9 protein-coding genes and 1 pseudogene are annotated in these 17,506 nt (G+C 70.6%); 2 read left to right on the top strand and 8 right to left on the bottom strand.

The genetic code is table 11. The features are described from left to right. Positions 1-127: 127 nt before the first annotated feature. Positions 128-2,935: a LuxR C-terminal-related transcriptional regulator gene (locus QOM21_RS33580; RefSeq protein ID WP_407554773.1), complete on the top strand. Its 2,808-nt coding sequence runs from the start codon at positions 128-130 to the stop codon at positions 2,933-2,935. Here the strand turns inward: QOM21_RS33580 and QOM21_RS33575 are convergent. From QOM21_RS33575 to lanKC, 4 genes are all read right to left on the bottom strand, one after another. Further along, positions 2,926-4,866, bottom strand: coding sequence for an FAD/NAD(P)-binding protein (locus tag QOM21_RS33575; protein ID WP_407554772.1), 1,941 nt, complete (start codon positions 4,864-4,866; stop codon positions 2,926-2,928). The two genes, QOM21_RS33580 and QOM21_RS33575, sit on opposite strands and share 10 nt — an antisense overlap. Continuing rightward, positions 4,863-6,980 carry a prolyl oligopeptidase family serine peptidase gene (locus QOM21_RS33570; protein ID WP_407554771.1) on the bottom strand — a complete coding sequence of 706 codons (2,118 nt, stop codon included), beginning with the start codon at positions 6,978-6,980 and terminating at the stop codon, positions 4,863-4,865. The genes QOM21_RS33575 and QOM21_RS33570 overlap by 4 nt, the downstream gene beginning before the upstream one ends. Further along, a complete protein-coding gene (locus QOM21_RS33565) occupies positions 6,977-8,239 on the bottom strand; it encodes an MFS transporter (protein ID WP_407554770.1) in 1,263 nt (420 codons plus the stop codon). Before QOM21_RS33565 ends, QOM21_RS33570 begins: the two co-directional genes overlap by 4 nt. 463 nt (positions 8,240-8,702) lie before the next feature. Then, entirely contained in the window at positions 8,703-11,300 is a 2,598-nt protein-coding gene (gene lanKC, locus QOM21_RS33560; RefSeq protein ID WP_407554769.1) for a class III lanthionine synthetase LanKC, read from the bottom strand. A 537-nt stretch (positions 11,301-11,837) separates the two neighbouring features. Between lanKC and QOM21_RS33555 the strand changes: the two are divergent. Further along, positions 11,838-12,693 (top strand): annotated as a pseudogene (locus tag QOM21_RS33555) (maleylpyruvate isomerase family mycothiol-dependent enzyme). A 273-nt stretch (positions 12,694-12,966) separates the two neighbouring features. On the opposite strand, the gene QOM21_RS33550 reads toward QOM21_RS33555, so the two are convergent. The 4 genes from QOM21_RS33550 to QOM21_RS33535 all read right to left on the bottom strand — a co-directional run bounded on the left by QOM21_RS33550 (position 12,967) and on the right by QOM21_RS33535 (position 17,468). After that, positions 12,967-14,247, bottom strand: coding sequence for an exo-alpha-sialidase (locus tag QOM21_RS33550; protein ID WP_407554768.1), 1,281 nt, complete (start codon positions 14,245-14,247; stop codon positions 12,967-12,969). A 495-nt stretch (positions 14,248-14,742) separates the two neighbouring features. Then, positions 14,743-15,447, bottom strand: coding sequence for a flavodoxin (locus QOM21_RS33545; RefSeq protein WP_407554767.1), 705 nt, complete (start codon positions 15,445-15,447; stop codon positions 14,743-14,745). Positions 15,448-15,554: 107 nt separating this feature from the next. After that, entirely contained in the window at positions 15,555-16,406 is an 852-nt protein-coding gene (locus QOM21_RS33540) for an aldo/keto reductase (protein WP_407554766.1), read from the bottom strand. Between the two features lie 33 nt (positions 16,407-16,439). Continuing rightward, on the bottom strand, positions 16,440-17,468 hold the full coding sequence (locus tag QOM21_RS33535) for an alcohol dehydrogenase catalytic domain-containing protein (RefSeq protein ID WP_407554765.1): 1,029 nt from the start codon (positions 17,466-17,468) through the stop codon (positions 16,440-16,442). Between the last annotated feature and the right edge of the window lie 38 nt (positions 17,469-17,506).

Here is a 17,506-nt window from a genome sequence, read left to right as displayed (position 1 = left end):
ATCACCCTCGGGCCCCTGCCCGCCGGATTCGCCCCTCGCTCGCACCTCAGAAGCCCCCAGGGCGCATGAGCAACCGAGGGCCGAGACCGACACCGCAGGCGATGGCGTCGCCCCAGCACGTTCCCCGATGCCCGGCCGGAGCCGGAAAGCTATTGTTGGGCCAGGTCGCGGCGTCGCGATGCGGTGGCTGAGAGTGACGCGCGGGGACGCTGCGTTACCTCCCTGGCACCCGGCGGAGGCACTACGCGATCCCCTGCCACGTGGAGACGACATGGAAATTCCGGACGTTGCCCGAGAATGGCCGCTCGTGGCGAGGTCGGAGGAATTGCGCAGCTTTCGACGTATTCTGCGGGCAACAGGTTCGGAAGGCTGCGTCATCCACGGCATGTCCGGGGTCGGGAAATCTCGACTCGCCGCTGAATTCTGGCGGATCGCCCAAAATTCCGGAATGCCCACACGGAAGGCGATAGCCACCGTCGGCGCCGCTCAAGTGCCGTTCGGAGCCCTGGCCCATCTGCTGCCCGCGGACCTGGATCCGGAGCAGCCGGTCCGGGCCTTTCAGTCGGCCGCGCGGTCCTTCGCCGGTTCGAAGGGCGGAAAGCTGGTGCTCTGGCTCGACGACCTGAACCTCTTGGACACAACCTCCGCCGTGCTCCTGCGGCAGCTGCTGGATGCCGGAACGGTGTTCCTCATCGCGACGATCCGGAGCGAGACCGCCCCCGGCGAAGCCATCAGCGGCCTTGCGGGCAATCTTCGCCGCTTCGATCTCGAAGAACTCTCCCCGTCGGAGACTGCGACTCTGCTCGAAGCCGCTCTCGGGGCCCCGGTGTCCCTCTCGACCCGGCACCACCTCTTCTCCGCCGGCCGCGGAAACCCGCTCTACCTCAGGGAGTTGGTCCTCGGCACCCTCGACACCGGAGCGCTCTCCTTCGACGGGGAGGTCTGGCATCTCGCCGAGACACATACCGGCGTGACGCGGCGTCTGCGCGATCTGGTCCAGGGCCGCCTGCTCGACATGCCGCCGGCCGCCCGCCACCTGCTGGAGGCACTCGCACTCTGCGAGCAGGTGTCCGAGGCCGATGCGGTCGACATGACCTCCCGCGACATGCTGCAGAGCCTCGAAAGCTCCGGTCTCCTCGTCGCCACCGCGGAGGGGCGCCGCACCACCGTGGCTCTGGCTCACCCCATCTACGGCGAGGTGCTGCGAGATGCCCTGCCGACGATGCGCCGACGGACCCTGCTGCAGGAGCAGATCGCGCGCACCCGCGGATACGGCGGCCGTCGCCGCGGTGACGCCATCCGGCTCGCGTCCTGGGAACTCGCCGTCAACGGAACCACGGATCCGGCGCTGCTGGTCGAGGCAGCCGCCTTCGCGGCCTTCGGCAACGACAACCAGCAGGTCGTCACCCTGCTCGAGAAGCTTCCGGAAGGCAGCAGGAATCTGCGGTCGGACCTGCTGCTGGGCAACGCGCAACGAAATCTGGGTGCGTGGGAGGAGGCCGAGACCGCGTATGCGCGGGCGAACCGGCATGCGCGCAGTGAGCGGGAAAAGCTCATGACGGCGGGTGCACGCACCTTCAATCTCTTCTGGTCGGGCGCTCAGGTCGACCGGGCGCTGGCCGTGAACGAGGAGGCCCTGACGCACCTGTCCGGCTCCGGGAGCACCACGATGCTGCTCACCAACAAGGGCCATATGCTCGCCGCTTCGGGAGACCCGGTCCGTGGTCTCGCTCTGCTGTCCGATCTGCCCGACCGCATCGACGACGCCGCGGACCCCGTGCTCTGGCTCCTCTGCGCCACCTGGAAGGCCGCCGCCTCCGCCGCCGTCGGCAGGACCGCTCGCGCCATCGAGTTCGCGGAGCATGCGGTGAAGCAGGCCAATGCCGCCCAGGGGACCGGAGATCTGCCGCATCCGGGATCGCAGGCACTCACCCTGGTCATGGCCCTGTCGGAGGCGGGCCGCTTCGACGAGGCGGCGGCGGTCGGTGCGGCTACGCACGAGGACGTGGTGCGCTCCGCGGAACCCATACAATACCTGTGGCTCTGCCTGCACATGGGCAGGTCGGCCTGGATGGCCGGCCGCCCGGGTACTGCTCGCCGGCTGTTCGCGGAGGCTCTCGCGATGGCCCGCGCGCACCGCCACACCAAGGCACTGCAGATCGTCCTCTCCGGACTGGCGGCCTCGGCCGCTGTGCAGGGCGACACGGAAAGCGCGGCGGCGGCTCTCAGGGACATCGCCGGCCAACCCCCCATGGGGTTCTTCGCCGGTCAGGAACATCTGGGTGAGGCGTGGCTGCTCGCCGCCCAGGGGCGGGTGAGTCAGGCACGGTCCGTACTGATGTCGGCGGCCCGCTCGGCGCGCGACGCAGGGCAGTTGATGTCCGAAGGGCTGCTGCTCACCGATGTCGCGCGGCTCGGCGCGCCCCGGGAGGTGAGCGGACGCCTGGGGGAACTCGCGGACCTGTGTGACGGTCGCCTGGCACCGGCTCGTGCGCGTCTCGCCGCAGCGCTGGCGGACCGGTCCCCCGACGCTCTCAGCGAAGTGTCGGACGAGTGTGACGCCATGGGCGCACCGCTGCTGGCCGCCGAGGCGATGACCCAGGCCAGTACGGCCTGGCAACTGGCGGGCGAACCACGGCGGTCGACCTCCGCGGCCAACCGAGCCCGCGCGCTGACCGGGAAGTGCGAGGGCGCGCAGACTCCCGCCCTCGTGCTCTCCGCTTCCGCAGCGGCGCTCACCAAACGGGAGGCCGAGATCGCCCACCTCGCGGCAGCCACGATGCGCAGCCGCGAGATCGCCGAACTCCTGACCATCTCGGTCCGGACGGTCGACAACCATCTGCAGAGCATCTACGCCAAGCTCGGGGTGACCAACAGGCGCGAACTCGCCCGGAAGCTCGGGGACACCACGCCCCGCTCCTCCGCTCACCCCTGATCGGCGCCCCGGGGAACGTTCCTCGTCGAGGACGCCGTCCTTGCCTCGACCGGCGCGCACAGCCAGTCGACGACCTTGTCGTTCTGCCGGAAGAACGCGGCGTTCGTGTGCGGCCGCGACAGCGACCCCAGCGCGCCCGAGGCCGCATGGCCGCCGAGAGCGACGAGCCGGTCGTCCCGCGTCCCGTGGCCATCGAGGACGTGGAACGTCTTCCGGCAGGTGGCAAGCTTCGCCCCGTGGGCGGGCGTGGCCGGTGTGGTCACCCGGACAAGTCCGTCTCCTGCCAAACGGCGCAGCAGCCCCGAGGCATCCGCGATGGCGTCGGAATCAGGCAGCCAGGCGTCCACGAGGCGTGCCGCCCGGAACTCCTCCCCCGGCAGTGTGCGGGTGCGCAGGACGAAGCTCCCGGTGGTCGGCTCGGTCGCCACGGCCGGTTCTCCTCCTGCGAAGCGGACCAGGCCGCATCGTGCCAGCGCGGCGAGCTGCTCGATCCGCAGTGCGGGCGCGCCGGCGGCGGCGCTCCGAGCGAGTCCGGCCAGCGTCGCGACGAGCCGGCGCGCTTCCGTGTCCAGCGCTGCCCGCTCCCTCATCAGCACGCCGATGATGCTCTCGACCGCTCGCACCATGGCCTGTTGGGCTGCGCCGTCGGTGGTGCGCCGGGGGTCGCCGGCCCGTCGTACCGCGGCGTGAAGGTGCCGCTGCATCCAGGTCGTGAGCCGGTCGGCGGAGGACATGACCGGCAACACGGCCGGGGCGAGGCCGGGTTCGACGAACCGGTCGGCGGGGTCGGTGATGTGCCGGGCGAGGAGGGGCCAGGCGGGGCTCTCGACGGGGGTGGATCGCAGTACGGCCGCGAACGCCTCCCACCCCATGCGTCCGGCCCGCGGATCCCTGGTGAAGAGCTCCTCGTAGTGGGCCCAGGCCATCTCGCGCACCACGGCCTGCCACAGCTCCTCCAGGGCGGCCCGACGCCCGGCCTCGCCACCGCTCGTCATGCGCTCCGCAGCTGCTCGGATCTCTGCGTCGACCAGTAGCACGGGCGCGGTCCGCTCCGGCGTGAGCGGTGGCACGGCGGGGCGGGCGCGGGGTGGTAGCCCCCGACGCGAGGCGACGACGAACGTCGGTTCGCGGCCGGACGGCTCATAGGCCAGTACTCCGGACGCGTCCCGGCGGAAGACGCCTCCTCGTCCCTCTGTCAGAAGGATCAGCAGGTCCAGGAACGCCAGGCCAAGCCCTCGTACGAGGAGCGGGTCCCGGGCCGGTATGCCGGACAGGTCGAGGTCCGCGGTGTAGGAGGGCGGGACGTACCGGCCTCCGTACTGTTCGGCGAATGTCCCCAGCGCCCGCTGCTCGGGCGAGGGGGCGCCGTCGAGGTTGCCCAGGGCGAGGACCACACGGTCCGCCGTCAGGCGTCGGCCGCCCTCCAGGTGGACGTCGAGCGCGCCGTCGGATCGTTCGCGGACGTGCCGTGCGCGCACGGCGTGTGTCACGACGGTCCATCCGGAGGACAGCGCGTCCAGTGACGTCCGCAGGCACCAGGACAGATACGCGCCGCACAGGCGGCGGCTCGCGTAGCTGTGGGGCGTCAGGAGACCCGCCTCGGCGAGCAGCGCCGGATCGGTGCACCACCGGGGTGCGATGCGCGACGCCCAGTCGTACAGCGTCGGCCCCACTGCCAGGGGGCCGGTGGTCCGGACGCTCTCGTCGGGGAGCAGCGTGACGTCGCCGCAGCGCGAGTTCATCCACAGCAGCGAGGACTGGTCCTGCCGCCAGACCCGACCGCCGTCGGGGTGGGGGTCCACCAGGTGCAGGATTCCCGGCCCCTGCGGGCGTCGTGCCGCCAGACGTTCGACGATGCCGATGCCTCGCGGGCCCGCGCCGATGACGACGACACGCGGGGAGGCACTGCTCGGGGAGGTACCCGCTCTCATGCGGTGACCGCCCGGGTGAGGGCGAGTCCGGTGTGGTGCCCGGCGAAGGACAGCACGTCGCAGCTCATCCGGTGGCGGGCGCTGCGGGCCATCGAGGTATGCCCGCTGTCGCCGTAGGAGCGCAGGAGGTACGGGCCGTTGCCGCTCGACGCGCTCTGCAGCCGGGCACAGAACTTCCGGGCGTGCAGCGGGTCGACGCGAGTGTCCCCGTGCAGGGTGATGAGCAGCGTCGGCGGGTACGGCCGCCCGTGCTCGATGCGGTGGTACGGCGAGTAGGAGAGCAGGTGCCGGAACTGGTCGGGATCGGCGGCGGATCCGAACTCGTGCCGCCAGGAGCGCCCCAGTCCGCTCTGCTCGTAGCGCACCATGTCGGTGAGCGGAGCGATGGCGACCACCGCGGCGTACCGGCCGGGATCGCGCACCATGGCAGCGGCCATCGTCAGACCGCCGTTGCTCATCCCGAGGAGTGCCAGCCGGTCGGGGGCGCTGAGCCCTCGCCGGCGGAGGTGGTCGGCCGCCCCCTCCAGGTCCTCGAAGGTGCTGTGCTTGCCCGCCCTCGCGGTGGGCCCCCGCAGATCGGGGACCGCGACGAGTCCGCCCGCCCGCACCCAGGCCAGGACCAGCGACTCGTACGACGAGGTCAGTGCGTGGCCGAAGCCGCCGTAGCCCAGGAGAAGGGTGGGCAGCGGCCCGGAGGGCCGGCCGCGTCGGGCGAGCAGGGTCAGCGGAACGCCGGTCCCGTCGGCGGAGGGTGCGAACTCCCGCCACTCCTCCAGGGGCTCCGGTCCGTCATCCGGGAACGTCACGGCAGGCGAGGAGTCCGGGTCGAGGGGGACCGCGATCGGCGGTGTCGTCCAGCTCGTCCAGCCCAGTCGTGCCCCGCCGTGCGGTGCGGACTCCAGGGAGAGCACGGTGCCGGAGGAAGGGACAGGCAGCGTGCGCGGCGGGACGATCCCCCCGAGTTGGTGGACGGAGAGCACAGGTCTCCCGGCTCGTGTGCGGGCGACCAGCAGCCGGGGCGGGCGGCGCTCCTGGGCGCCGTCCAGCAGACACAGGTGCGTCAGCGGGGCCCCGGGTTCCTCCGGGACCACAGTCGTCCGGTGCTCCGGGCCCGGCCGGTTCGGGTCCACCACCACGACCTGCCCGTCCGGCGCCCCGTGCGTGGTGGCGAGGAAGACGACTCCGCTGCGTGCGACGTGGGCCGTGGAGACGGCGTCGGCCGATTCCTGCAACGGCGTCCAGAGGGGCCGGGCCGGTTGCTCGCCCAGTTCGGCGAGCCACAGCCGGTTGCGGGTCTCGCTGCCGCGGCGGATCTCCACCGTCAGCCACCGCCCGTGCCACACCCGGGCCCGAAAACGGTCCAGATCGTCGGTACCGCGCAACACCCGCCGGTCCCGGCCGTGTCGGTGCAGCCAGAGGTCCTGGCTGCCGCCGTCTTCGTCGGTGCCGGCGTAGAAGAAGCCGCTCCCGTCCGGCAGCCACGCGACCGGGCTGTGCCGCGTACGCGGGATCCGGTTGCGTATGTGTCCGGTCGTGGCGTCCAGGAGCAGCAGCGGGGTGCGGTCCTCCCGTCCGCCCTCCAGGATCTGGCAGGCGACGGTACGGCCGTCGGGAGACGGTTCCCAGGACGCCAGGGCCGACCGTCGCCACAGGACGACGGCTTCGTCCTCGCGCGCCGCCTGGAACACGCCAAGGACCGGGTGTTCCCCCTCGGCGTCGATCACTTCCCGGAAGACCCGGGTACCGACGACGCGTTCCGGGCTCCGCGCCCCTTGGGCCATGAGATGCGTCAGGGTCCGCTCCACGGCATCCCTGCCAGGAAGAGCCGCCAACACGTCGTGGGAGAAGCGCTGTTGGTGGTCCAGCCAGTCGCGGGTGGTATCCGAGGCGCCGTCTTCCAGCCACCGGAACGGGTCGTCCACGGTGTGACCGTGCAGGACCTCACGGAACGGTGCACGCGGGCTTACGGAGGGCGCGGCGCCGTCGGGGCCGCCCCGGCTCTCGGTCCTGTCGGTGCCGTGCCGGTGGGCGCGACGGTGTGAGTCGTCCGGGTGGTCGGGCGCGTACGGAACGCTGTCCGGGCGCGCCGGATCGGGCCGAGGCGTGGGGGTCATGACACCGCCTTCTCCGTGAGTGTGGTGGGGGCAGGATCCGGGCCCTTGCCGGTGGGGGTGCGTACGACCCTGATCAGCCAGGGGAGGGTGAGCAGCGGAAGGGCCGCGGCACACCACAGGGTTGTCCGGGTGCCGATGACGGACGCCAGTAGTCCGGCGCCGAGTGCGCCCACGACTTGGCACGCGGTCGAGGCGCTGCGCAGGAGGGCAACGGTGCGGCCCAGGCTGCCGGGGGCGCTGTCGGCCAGGACCACGGTGGAGAGGCAGATGTTGGCGATCGCCCCGGAGAACTTCGCGGTGGCGAGGCCGCATCCGGCCGTGGCGACGGCCAGCGGAAGGGGCCCGCCGGCGGTGGCGAGCACGGCGGACGCCAGCAGCTGTGCGGCGTTCGCCAGGAGGAACCAGCGAGGGGTGCCGCCCCGCCGGGTCAGGCGTGGCCCGGCCCATGAGCCGAGCATGCCCGCCAGGCCGGTCGCCACGAAGGCGAGGCCGAACAGGGAGGCCGGGACGTGCAGATCGCGCAGCAGGAAGGGGCCCAGCAGTGCGGCGCCCGCGGCGGTCGCGGCCGACTGCAGCATGAGCAGGCCGAAGACCGCCTTCAGGAACGAACCCCGGCGGAGCAGGCCGCGCAGCCTTGTCCTACGGCCAGAGGGCGAGCCTTCCGGCGTCGCCCGGTCTTCGAAGACAGCGGCGTCGGGCCGGCGGATGCTCAGCAGCAGCACGGCGCTGAGCGCGTAGGTGAGGGCGTCGAGGCCGTAGGCGGCGGCGCCGCCCAGTGCGGCGACGGTGAGGCCGGCCAGCGCGTTGCCCGCAAGCCTGGCCCCGTACTCCCCGCTCTGCAGCGTGGCCCGCGCCCGGGGCAGTTCTCCGGCCGGCACCAAACTCTGGAGGTGCAGGAAGTACAGGGTCTCCGCCGATACGGCGATGCCGCCCAGCAGCAGGGTGAGGCCGACCAGCCAGAGGACCGAGAGGTGGCCCGTCGCGGCCACAAGAGCTGTGGCTGCCAGCAGACTTCCCGCGACGACATCGCAGCGGACGAGCTGCCTGCGAGGCCGCCGGGCGCGGTCCGCGGCTCCGCCCACCCAGGGGCCGAAGAGGGCTGCGGGAAGATATCCCGCCGCGGTCAGCAACCCGGTCTGCGTGGTCGAGGCGTTGAGGGACTCCACCGCGATCGTGGTGCCGGCGACGAAGGTGAGGACCGTCCCGAACTGCGAGGCCACCTCGGCCCACCAGTATCTGCGGAAGTCCGTGCTGCTCATCGGGGCGGTCTCCGTCCTTGGTTCTGCGTGGCCGTGGGCCGGGCGGGTTGGGGTGCCCGGCCCACGGCCGGGTGTCAGCAGGCGACGGAGAGCGTGCTCTTCTCCGGCGGCATCGGAGCGTCGTCGGTCTCGGTGGCCAGCTGCTGCAGCTCAATGACGTTGATCATGATCGTTATCCCTTTTCTTGAACGAACGGCGGTCGGATGGACCGCCGGGCCCCGGTAGCGCCCCGGGGAGTGTGCGGGGACCCGAGGGTCCGGTGGCCGTGGGCCGGGCGCGTTGTCACTGGGCGCCCGGCCCACGGCCGGGCATCAGCAGGCGACGGAGAGCGTGCTCTTCTCCGGCGGCATCGGAGCGTCGTCGGTCTCGGTCGCCAGCTGCTGCAGCTCAATGACGTTGATCATGATCGTTATCCTTCTTCTTGAACGAACGACGGTCGGATGGACCGCCTCTCCCGGAGAGATCACCCCGGGAAGTCTGAGGGGAGGGAACACGCCGGCACCGGGTCCCGCTCGACGTGTGCGTCGAGGGTGAACAGCGGGTCGGCGGTGCCTCGTAGGAGGTGGTCGAGGAAGAGCAGCACGCCCGCGGAGCCGCTGCCGAGGTCGCAGCTCAGCCGTATCCCCGGGTCCCCGTGCAGGTACGTGCCGTCTTCGGTGGGGACGAGGTGCACGAACAGGCGCGTCGCCACGTCCTCGGCCATCGCGCGGGCCGACTCGTCGCCGGTGCGCCGTGCGACGTCGGACCAGTAGGCCCCCAGCCCGGCAAGCCCCTGGAACAGACCGCCGGCCCGGGTGAACAGGCAGCTCGCGGCCCTTCGGATCCCGGCTGCGGTGCGGGACAGTTCCTCGTCGTCCCCGAGCGAACGGTAACGCTCGACCACCATGCCGATCCCGGCGCTCCCGCTCCAGAGATACGGCATGAGCCTGCGGTCCTTCGCCGATACGGGGAACAGCAGACCGCCATGGTCGTACGTGCCCCGCGCGAGGTCGCGGTCCAGCAGTCCTCTCCCCCGCGCACGAGCCGGTTCGTCACCGGTGAGCCGGTACAGGTAGGAGAGGGCCAGGGCGAGGCCCGCGGGTCCGGTGGCCAGCCCTGTGGTCGCCAGGTCGCCTTGGGTCCCGTCGCGCGAGGGTGCGAGCAACTCGTCGGCTCGTTCCAGGTATCCGCCCTCGCCCGTCGCCGCGTGGAGCCGCAGACAGGCCATCGCCACTCCGGCACGTCCATGGGCGAAGTCGGGGCAGTCGCGCAGCACGGGGTGTTCCACGGCCCATCCGAGCAGCGCCGCCGCCTCGTCGAGACGGCCGGCTTCGGCGAGGACCCAACTCAGCCCCGCCGAACCGCTGAAGAGCCCTGGGGGCAGGACGGTCCGGGACGCGAGGGCATCCCTGGTGAAACGGACGACGATCGCGTCGGGCACCTCCGTCCCGGACCGCTGCAGCGCGTGCAGCACGCCTGCCGAACCGTGCCGGACCCCCAGCGTGTTGGTCGCGAAGCCATCGGGAACGGTGGGGAAGAGCGTGACACCGTTCCCGGTATCCGCCGCGCTCAGGATGCCCCGCACCAGATCGTCCCTGAGGACGCTCAGCTGCCCCTTTGGGGCGGCCGCCAGCCGCTCCGGTGACACGAACGGCGTGGGTGCGGACAGCCGCAGGGGCGCCCGTCGCCGCAGGATCTGGTCCCACAGTGTGTTCGGGGGTGGGTTCACCCGCTCCAGCAGGGCCCGCAGATGCCCGAGCACGGCGGGGTTACGGTCCGCGGTCGCCTGGACCGGGGCCAGCAGGTACAACGCCACGGAGGACAGGGCGTGCTCGTCCTGCGCGAACGGGTCGGTTTCGGCGAGGTCCGGATCGAAGAATCCGACCGCGCCGATCAGCGCCGGCAGCCGGTCGACGGGAGCGACGGTCTCGAAGTCCACCAGCCGTGGCACGCCGCCGTCCTGGACCAGGATGTTGTCCGGACCGAGGTCGATGAAGGCATGGCCCGCAGCGTGGAGGCGCCTGAGATCTTCGCGCAGTGCGTCGATCAATTTCTCGCAGGCCGCGAAATACCGCGCGAACTCCGCTGCGGTGACGGTGCTGTTGACAACGGGATTGTTCCGCACCGTCCACCCGTTGAGGGTCTCCCCCTCGACGAACTCCGTCACCAGGAATTCGTGTCCGCCCTCGGTGAAGTAGTCCACGGGCTCGGGACACAATCCCGGATGTATCGCGTGCAGAGCCGTCAAGGCCCGGAATTCTGATTGCAGTCGCCGGCGGGCGTCGCTTGCCAAGCTGACCAGTCCGACGTGCGGCCGGGCCTCTTTCAGGAACACCCGCCGCCCGGTGGATTGCTGGATGCCCTGGTACGTTCCGCCGCTGTTGCTGAACCGCACGACGCGTTCGATCGTGCAGCCCCCCACCGACACCTCGCCGGCCCGGGGGGTCCGGGCCGCCATCGGCTCCTGGAACGGGTCGGTGATGCCGGGTGGAAGCCCGAATCCGATGTCTCGGCCGTCCACGACTGCGTGTCCGTTCGCATCGATGACCGTTCCCTCAAAGGAACCGTCCGGTCGTATGCGGCCCTGCGAAGTGAAGGCACCGTAGCGGTAGTACACGCAGGCCGACCCCTCGAAGGCACGATCGGTCAGAACGTACGGGCCCTCTTCACCGGCCAGCGCCTCCTTGAGATCGCGCATCAGCCCCAAGGCGGTCCGTGGGTCACCGGGATACGCGGCGATGAACTTGCCCGCCTGCGATCGCGCGGCGTGCTTGTGGTGCATCACCACGAAGTGGAGCGGCGTGGCCAGGTGTTTGAACACCACACCGTGCTTCGCGCAGAGCGGCGCCACTATGTCGAGCACCTGCTGCGCCCGATGGGCGCGGGCGCTTATGTGCACCTTCCAACCCTGCGTCTCGACGTGCGGTCCGCCGCCCGGATGCCATTGCCGCCACATTCCGGAGAGGGTGTTTCGCCAGTCGGTCGGCAGACCCTGCGGAAGATAGGGGACCTCCTTCCCGGACACCGTTCCGGCCGGGACGTAGAAAGGACCAGCTCCCAGTACATGAGCCAATTCATTCATGGTCGCCCCTTCGGGTGGAGTGGTCCGGCGGGGAGCCGCTCTCCGACTCACCGTCCTTGCAGGAATGACAATTCCATCGCCGAAAATGCGCTTGGAGAGTAATCACGACTCCATGCGTATCGCTCAATCGAATGACAGCTCGCTCACTTGCTCAAACAAGATGAGATGAGGTCGCTGAGCGCCCTAAAAGGGGATGCTTCACCCCATGACGCATATGCCGTACTCGCACGAGCGGCAGGCAGGCGAACGCGCACACTCCCGCGAACCGGCACCCGGCGCCGGGTCCATAGCGGCAGCCGCCGGCGGCCCCTCGTCGACCGAGGCGTCAGATACCGGAGGGGCGGCAGGCTCTCATCACTGGGCGCGGATCGCGCACCTCGCCCATGACGCGGCCGACGCCCTCACCGGAGCCCGAGGGGTGTCTGATGAATCTTGGTCCGGCGGTGCCCTGAGGGAGGCAGGCAGGAACACGGCATGATCGGCCCCGAATGGGATATTCGATAGCCATCAGGGCATTCGGGTTGGCAGGGTTGAGCCATGAACTCGCAGCTCAATGACGTGCCCGGCCGTTCCTGGCTCGGTGCTCCGATTGATGCCCGTTCTCTGTTCGCCCCTGAGCAGGCCGCGCTGATGGCCACGCTGCGCGGCCTGGCATCCGCCGACTGGGGCAAGGAGGCGGTGCCCGGCTGGACCGTCCGCGATCTCGCCGCACACATCCTTGGCGACTTCTACGGACGCCTCGCCCGGGACCGGGACGGCCACCAGGACGGCCCCGGTTTCGCGCCGGGCGAGACGCTTGAGGCGTTCATTGACCGCATCAATCATGAGTGGGTCGATGCCCACCGCCGGGTGAGCCCGGCCGCACTCACCAACACCCTTGACCTGGTGGGCGGGCAGGTGTCCCGGTTCTTCGAGGCCGCCGACCCCGGTGCCCCGTCGCTGGGAGTGTCCTGGGCCGGCGTCGACCCGGCGCCCATGTGGTTGGACAGCGCGCGACTTCACCGAGTTCTGGACTCACCGCCAGCAGATCCGCCACGCCATCGGCCGGGACACCGACGCCGATCCGCGGTTCCTGGCCGTGGTCCTGGACACGTTCATGCGGGCTCTGCCTCACACTCTGCGCAAGGTCACCGCGACGGTCGGCACGCAGGTCAAGGTGTTGACCGACGGCCCGGCCGGGGGCGTCTGGACGGCGACGGCCACCGGGGACGGCTGGTCGCTCGCCGAGCCGGAGGAGGAACGTCCTGACGCGGTCGTGCGCTTGGATGCGGAGACCGCCTGGCGCCTGTGCACCCGCGGCATCCAGCCGGGCACCGCCCTGGCCCGCGCCCGTATCGACGGCGACCGTCAACTGGCCGAAGTGGTCTGCCAGATCGTGTCGATCATCTACTGACATCCATAGCCGCGAGATGCCGGCCCGGGGGCCAGGCTCGGAACTGCGGCGGCGGGCTATCGGGCCCTTCTCACCCGGCACGGGTGAAGGTTCGTCATCGACACGCCGCGCCTCACCTGCGAACGGGTCATCCAACGCGCCCTCATCGGTTGCCGATTGGGCCCTTCGGCCGGGCGGATCGTCGAACCGCCGCAGGCGGCCGCGCGAAAGGTTGCAGCCACGTCCAGAGGCCGGGACTTCTCCCGCACCGAACGCCCGCGGCCCCGCCTCACCTCAGGCGGGACCCTGCGCGTAGAAGAGCTTGCAGGCGCCGTCCACGTTGTCGGTGGCGATCTCCAGCACACTCTTCCCGTCGGCCGCCGGCAGCAGAGCGCTGCTGTAGTTGGCGCAGGAGTCCTCCTTACCGGAGTTCACCTTCACCGGAGCGCGCTTGGACTGCCACGCGCCTTCCCCGCCCTTGCTGTTGGTCCAGAACGTCCGCTCGCCGCCGGGATTCGGCTTGCCGTCCCGATCGCGCGTCACCTGCCCGATCAGCATCAGCTTGCCCTGCGGGTTGCCGCTCTCGGGAGCCCAAGCCAGCGTGGGCGTGTGGGCAAAGTAGTGGCCGTCAGCGGTCTCCGGACGTGTCCCCAGGTCCGACGGCTCGCCCCACTCCCAGCCGTCCTCGGACGTACGGGTATGCACGACGCACGCGTACTTCCCGCCGGGCGTGCAGATCTCGTAGACCATGACGTACGTGCCGTCCGGCAACTTCCGCACGACGGCCATCCCCGGCCGGTCCGGCTCCTGGCTGCTCTCGACGGTGGCGTGCCGTCCGTTCCAGTTCTTACCGTCCGAGGTGCGTACGGCCATCAGCTTCTGGCTGTGCTTCGGGTCGGTCTCGTCCGAGTAGTGGCAGACGAGGTTGCCCTGCGCGTCGATGGAGAACTCCGGCTCCCACAGGCCGCCTTCGTTCCCGGCGGTCGCGGCGACCGACAGATGCGACCAGGTGCGTCCGTGGTCGGTGCTCTGGAAGACCCGGATCGACATCGTGCGGGGCTTCTCGCTCTGGCCCGGCGAATCCGCCCACAGCAGCGTCCCCGCGGGCTTATCACCGATTCGCTTCGGCAGTTCGTACAGCGTGCTGCAGCACAGCCCCTTGCCGTCGGCGCCCTTCGGGTCGGCGACCGAGCCGACCTCCCGGAACGTCTTCCCGTTGTCGGAACTCTCACGGATGACGCCGACCCCGTCCTTCCCCCGGAAGGCGACGTTCGAGGTCAGAATGCGGCCGTTGGCGTCTCCGCTGTGCTGCAACCGGATCGCCCGCGGGTAGAACCCGGGCTCCTTCTGCAGCGGCCGGCGTGCCGGGACTCCCGCCGTCCCCTCCAGCGGTTCGGCGGCGGTGGGCGCGGAGTTCGCGCTCCCCTTTCCGCCTCCGGTGCCGCCTCCGCCACTCTTGCCCTCCCCGCCGACCACAGCTTGTGTGACCACCACCGCCAGCATGGCGCACAGGAGGGACGAGCCGAGTATCAAGAGCAGGCTGCGCCGGCCGAAGGGCGCGCGTACGAAGGGCATGAACTCCCCAGCAATCGAAGATCGTTGTTCATGCCACGCTGTCACAGCACGCTGTTCAGCAGCGAAGGGCCGGGTGCATGGTGACAGGACCGGCAACACTGTGACACGCCCGCGACACGGTCACAGGGGTGAGGCGGGGTGGCAGTAGGAGCGCCTTGCCGTCGGACCGCTGGTCCGACCCGCGGCCAGGTTGCTGGACGGCAAGCAGTGGGGGGCCGTGGCCGAGGACGTCCTGCACGGCCTCAGTCCGGACGATCCGGTCGAGGAGCAACTTGCCGTACTGGTGCGGCCGTTGGGCGCGGCGTGGCAGCTGATGGCCGAACAGCTGGAAAGGCCGGGCAGGACGCGTAGTTCAGCTTCGAGATCCGTCACCGTCCCCGCCGGCGGGTGGTCTGCGCCCGCCGCGGGACCCGGCCACGGGCGATGCGGACGAGGACGACGAGTAGCCGTTGGCCCTGGCATCCGGCCGGGCCGTGATGTGTTCGGCAAGAGGGGTCACCTGGCGGGCAGCCCGATACGTCGCAGCCACGCCTCAACTTCGGTGTCGGCGTCCTTGACCTCTTCGCCGCGTACCGCGAGGCCCTCGGCGATGGTCGCGCCGGGACAGGAGGTGGCGTAGTCGCGTTCGGTGGTGCCCAGGCCGCTCATGGCGTAGGTGGTGATCGGGTGGACGGTCTTGCCGCGGAATTCGAGTGCTTCGGTGAACGTCGTCATGATCATGGGTGCTCGGACGTTCCAGATGGGGCCGGCCAGGAGAACGGTGTCGTAGCCGTCGAGGGAAGGCAGGCGGCCTTCGACGGCCGGGCGGGCGTCGGTGTCCTGCTCGCGGACGTTGCGCTGGACGGTCGCGTCGTAGTCGTGCGGGTAGGGGTCAGCAGCCCGGATCCGGTAGGTGTCGCAGGCGATACGTCCTGCGATCCTCTGGGCGAGCACCTCGGTGTTGCCGACCTTCAGGTCGGTACGGCCGCCGTAGTAGTAGTTCTCGCCCGGGCGGGAGAAGTAGGCCAGCAGGACTCGTTTCACGTCTCTTCCGGTCGTCGCGGCGGACTGGGAGGGGGTGGGGGAGGCACTGCGCGACGGTGAGGACGGTGAACAGCCCGCCAGGTGGGTCGCGCTCAAAGCGGCGGTTGCGGTCAGCAACGCGCCGCGCAGAACGGTGCGCCGGCTCGGCAGGGCGGCGTGGTGCCGTGGCGTGATCATGGTGGACGGCTCCCGGTGAACCGTGGAAAGTGCGGGAGCCGGGCGGGTGCCCCGGGCATTCGCTTGCGGGCACCAGCGGCCGGCCAAGGGACCTCTGGTGACGCCCTTCAGCTCTCCAGGCGGCGCCCTGCGAGCCAGGTGACCATCTCGGGGTCGTGGTGGTCGAAGAACAGGGAGCTGCCGGTGTCGAGGGTGGCGATCCGGGCCAGCTGCTCGTCGGTGAGCCGGCAGTCGAAGACGTCGATGTTCTCGGCCATGCGCTCGGCCCGCACCGACTTGGGGATGGCGATGACGCCGCGCTGGGTCAGCCAGCGCAGGACGACCTGGGCGACCGACTTGTCGATTTCCTTGCCGATCTCGGCGAGAAGCGGGTTGGTGAACAGGTCGTTCCTGCCCTCGGCGAAGCCGCCCCAGGACTGGATCTGCACCCCGTGCTCGCGCATGAGGTCCTGGTAGTCGGCGCGCTGGAAGAAGGGGTGGGTCTCGATCTGGTTGACCTGCGGGGTGATCTCGTTGTTGACGATCAGGTCGATCAGCCGGTCGGGGTAGAAGTTGGCGACACCGATCGCCTTGGCCGCGCCCTCGCGGTTGAGCGCCTCCATCGCGCGCCACTGGCCGTAGACGTCGCCGAAGGGCTGGTGCATCAGGTACAGGTCGAGGTGGTCCAGGCCCAGCTTGTTCAGGGACGTCTCGAACGCGCGGCGGGTGTTGTCCTGGGCGGGAGCGTCCTGCACCCACAGTTTGGTGGTGACGAACAGCTCCCCACGGGCGATCCCACTGGACTTGATGGCGCGGCCGACGGCTTCTTCGTTGCCATAGGCCGCGGCGGTGTCCAGCAGGCGGTAGCCGGCGGCCAGGGCCGCGGAGACGGCGCGCTCGGTGTCCTCGGCGGGAATCTGGTAGACGCCGAAGCCGAGGAGCGGCATTTCGACGCCGTTGTTGAGGGTGACGGTCTGCATGAGGGAGATTCCCTTCGCTGCGTGGGTGGGGGGTCAGGGGCGGATGAGGGCCTTGAGGACCTGGCGGTCGGCCATGGCCCGATAAGCGTCCGGTGCCTGGTCGAGGGGGAAGGTCCGGTCGAAGACCCGGCCAGGGCTGATGGTGCCGTCCAGGACGTCGGGCAGCAGGTCCGGGATGTAGGCGCGGGCGGGGCCGGCGCCGCCGGTCAGGGTGACGTTCCGCATGAACTCCGCCGGACCGATCGGACCCTGCTCGTACTGCGGGACGCCCAGGCGGCTGATGATGCCGCCGTCCAGGACCGCGCCGAGCGCGGTGTCGAGGGCCTGGCGGGTGCCGACGGCCTCGATGACCTTGTCCACGCCGCCGGTCAGCTCGCGGATGCGGGCGATGCCCTCCTCGCCGCGCTCGGCGACCACATCGGTGGCCCCGAACTCGCGGCCCAGGGTGGTGCGGGCTTCATGGCGGCCGGCAAGCACGATCCGCTCGGCACCGAGCCGCTCGGCGGCGATCACCGCACACAGGCCGACCGCACCGTCCCCGACCACCAGCACCGCATCACCGCGGCCGACGCCGACGGTGACGGCGCCGTGGTGGCCGGTGGTCATCACGTCCGACAGCGCCAGCAGCGACGGCAGCAGCGCGGAGTCGGAGGCCACCGGCAGCTTCACCAGAGTGCCGGTGGCGTGCGGGACACGGACGGCTTCGCCCTGCCCGCCGTCGACGCCGTCGAAGCCGTACCGGCCGCCATTGCGGCACGAGATGTGCAGACCCTTGGCGCAGTAGTCGCAGGTGTTGTCGCTGTAGGTGAACGGGGCGACGACCAGCTCACCGGCTTTCAGGCCGGTCACGTCCGCGCCGGTCTCCTCGATGACGCCGAGGAACTCGTGCCCCATGGGGCGGCCGATGCCGGCGGCGGGCATGGACGCGTAGGGCCACAGGTCGCTGCCGCACACACAGGACGCGACGACGCGAACCACGGCGTCGGTGGGCTGGACGAGCTTCGGGTCGGGCCGGTTCTCGACGCGGACGTCGCCGGCTCCGTACATGACTGCTGCACGCATGAGGGTGGTACTCCAAACAGGGGTCGTGCTGGTCGGCG

Source organism: Streptomyces sp. Pv4-95 (assembly GCF_045782725.1).
In the GTDB taxonomy this organism is placed as follows: domain Bacteria; phylum Actinomycetota; class Actinomycetes; order Streptomycetales; family Streptomycetaceae; genus Streptomyces.
The sequence above is the reverse complement of the archived record's forward strand: the minus strand, read 5'-3'. Positions and strand labels throughout refer to the sequence as shown.

Excerpts from the sequence above, each read along its gene's own strand:
- QOM21_RS33580 (WP_407554773.1), top strand. The coding sequence starts at position 128 with ATGCCCGGCCGGAGCCGGAAAGCTATTGTTGGGCCAGGTCGCGGCGTC.
- QOM21_RS33575 (WP_407554772.1), bottom strand. The coding sequence starts at position 4,866 with ATGAGAGCGGGTACCTCCCCGAGCAGTGCCTCCCCGCGTGTCGTCGTC.
- QOM21_RS33540 (WP_407554766.1), bottom strand. The coding sequence starts at position 16,406 with ATGCAGACCGTCACCCTCAACAACGGCGTCGAAATGCCGCTCCTCGGC.
- QOM21_RS33545 (WP_407554767.1), bottom strand. The coding sequence starts at position 15,447 with ATGATCACGCCACGGCACCACGCCGCCCTGCCGAGCCGGCGCACCGTT.
- QOM21_RS33565 (WP_407554770.1), bottom strand. The coding sequence starts at position 8,239 with ATGAGCAGCACGGACTTCCGCAGATACTGGTGGGCCGAGGTGGCCTCG.
- QOM21_RS33570 (WP_407554771.1), bottom strand. The coding sequence starts at position 6,980 with ATGACCCCCACGCCTCGGCCCGATCCGGCGCGCCCGGACAGCGTTCCG.
- lanKC (WP_407554769.1), bottom strand. The coding sequence starts at position 11,300 with ATGAATGAATTGGCTCATGTACTGGGAGCTGGTCCTTTCTACGTCCCG.
- QOM21_RS33550 (WP_407554768.1), bottom strand. The coding sequence starts at position 14,247 with ATGCCCTTCGTACGCGCGCCCTTCGGCCGGCGCAGCCTGCTCTTGATA.
- QOM21_RS33535 (WP_407554765.1), bottom strand. The coding sequence starts at position 17,468 with ATGCGTGCAGCAGTCATGTACGGAGCCGGCGACGTCCGCGTCGAGAAC.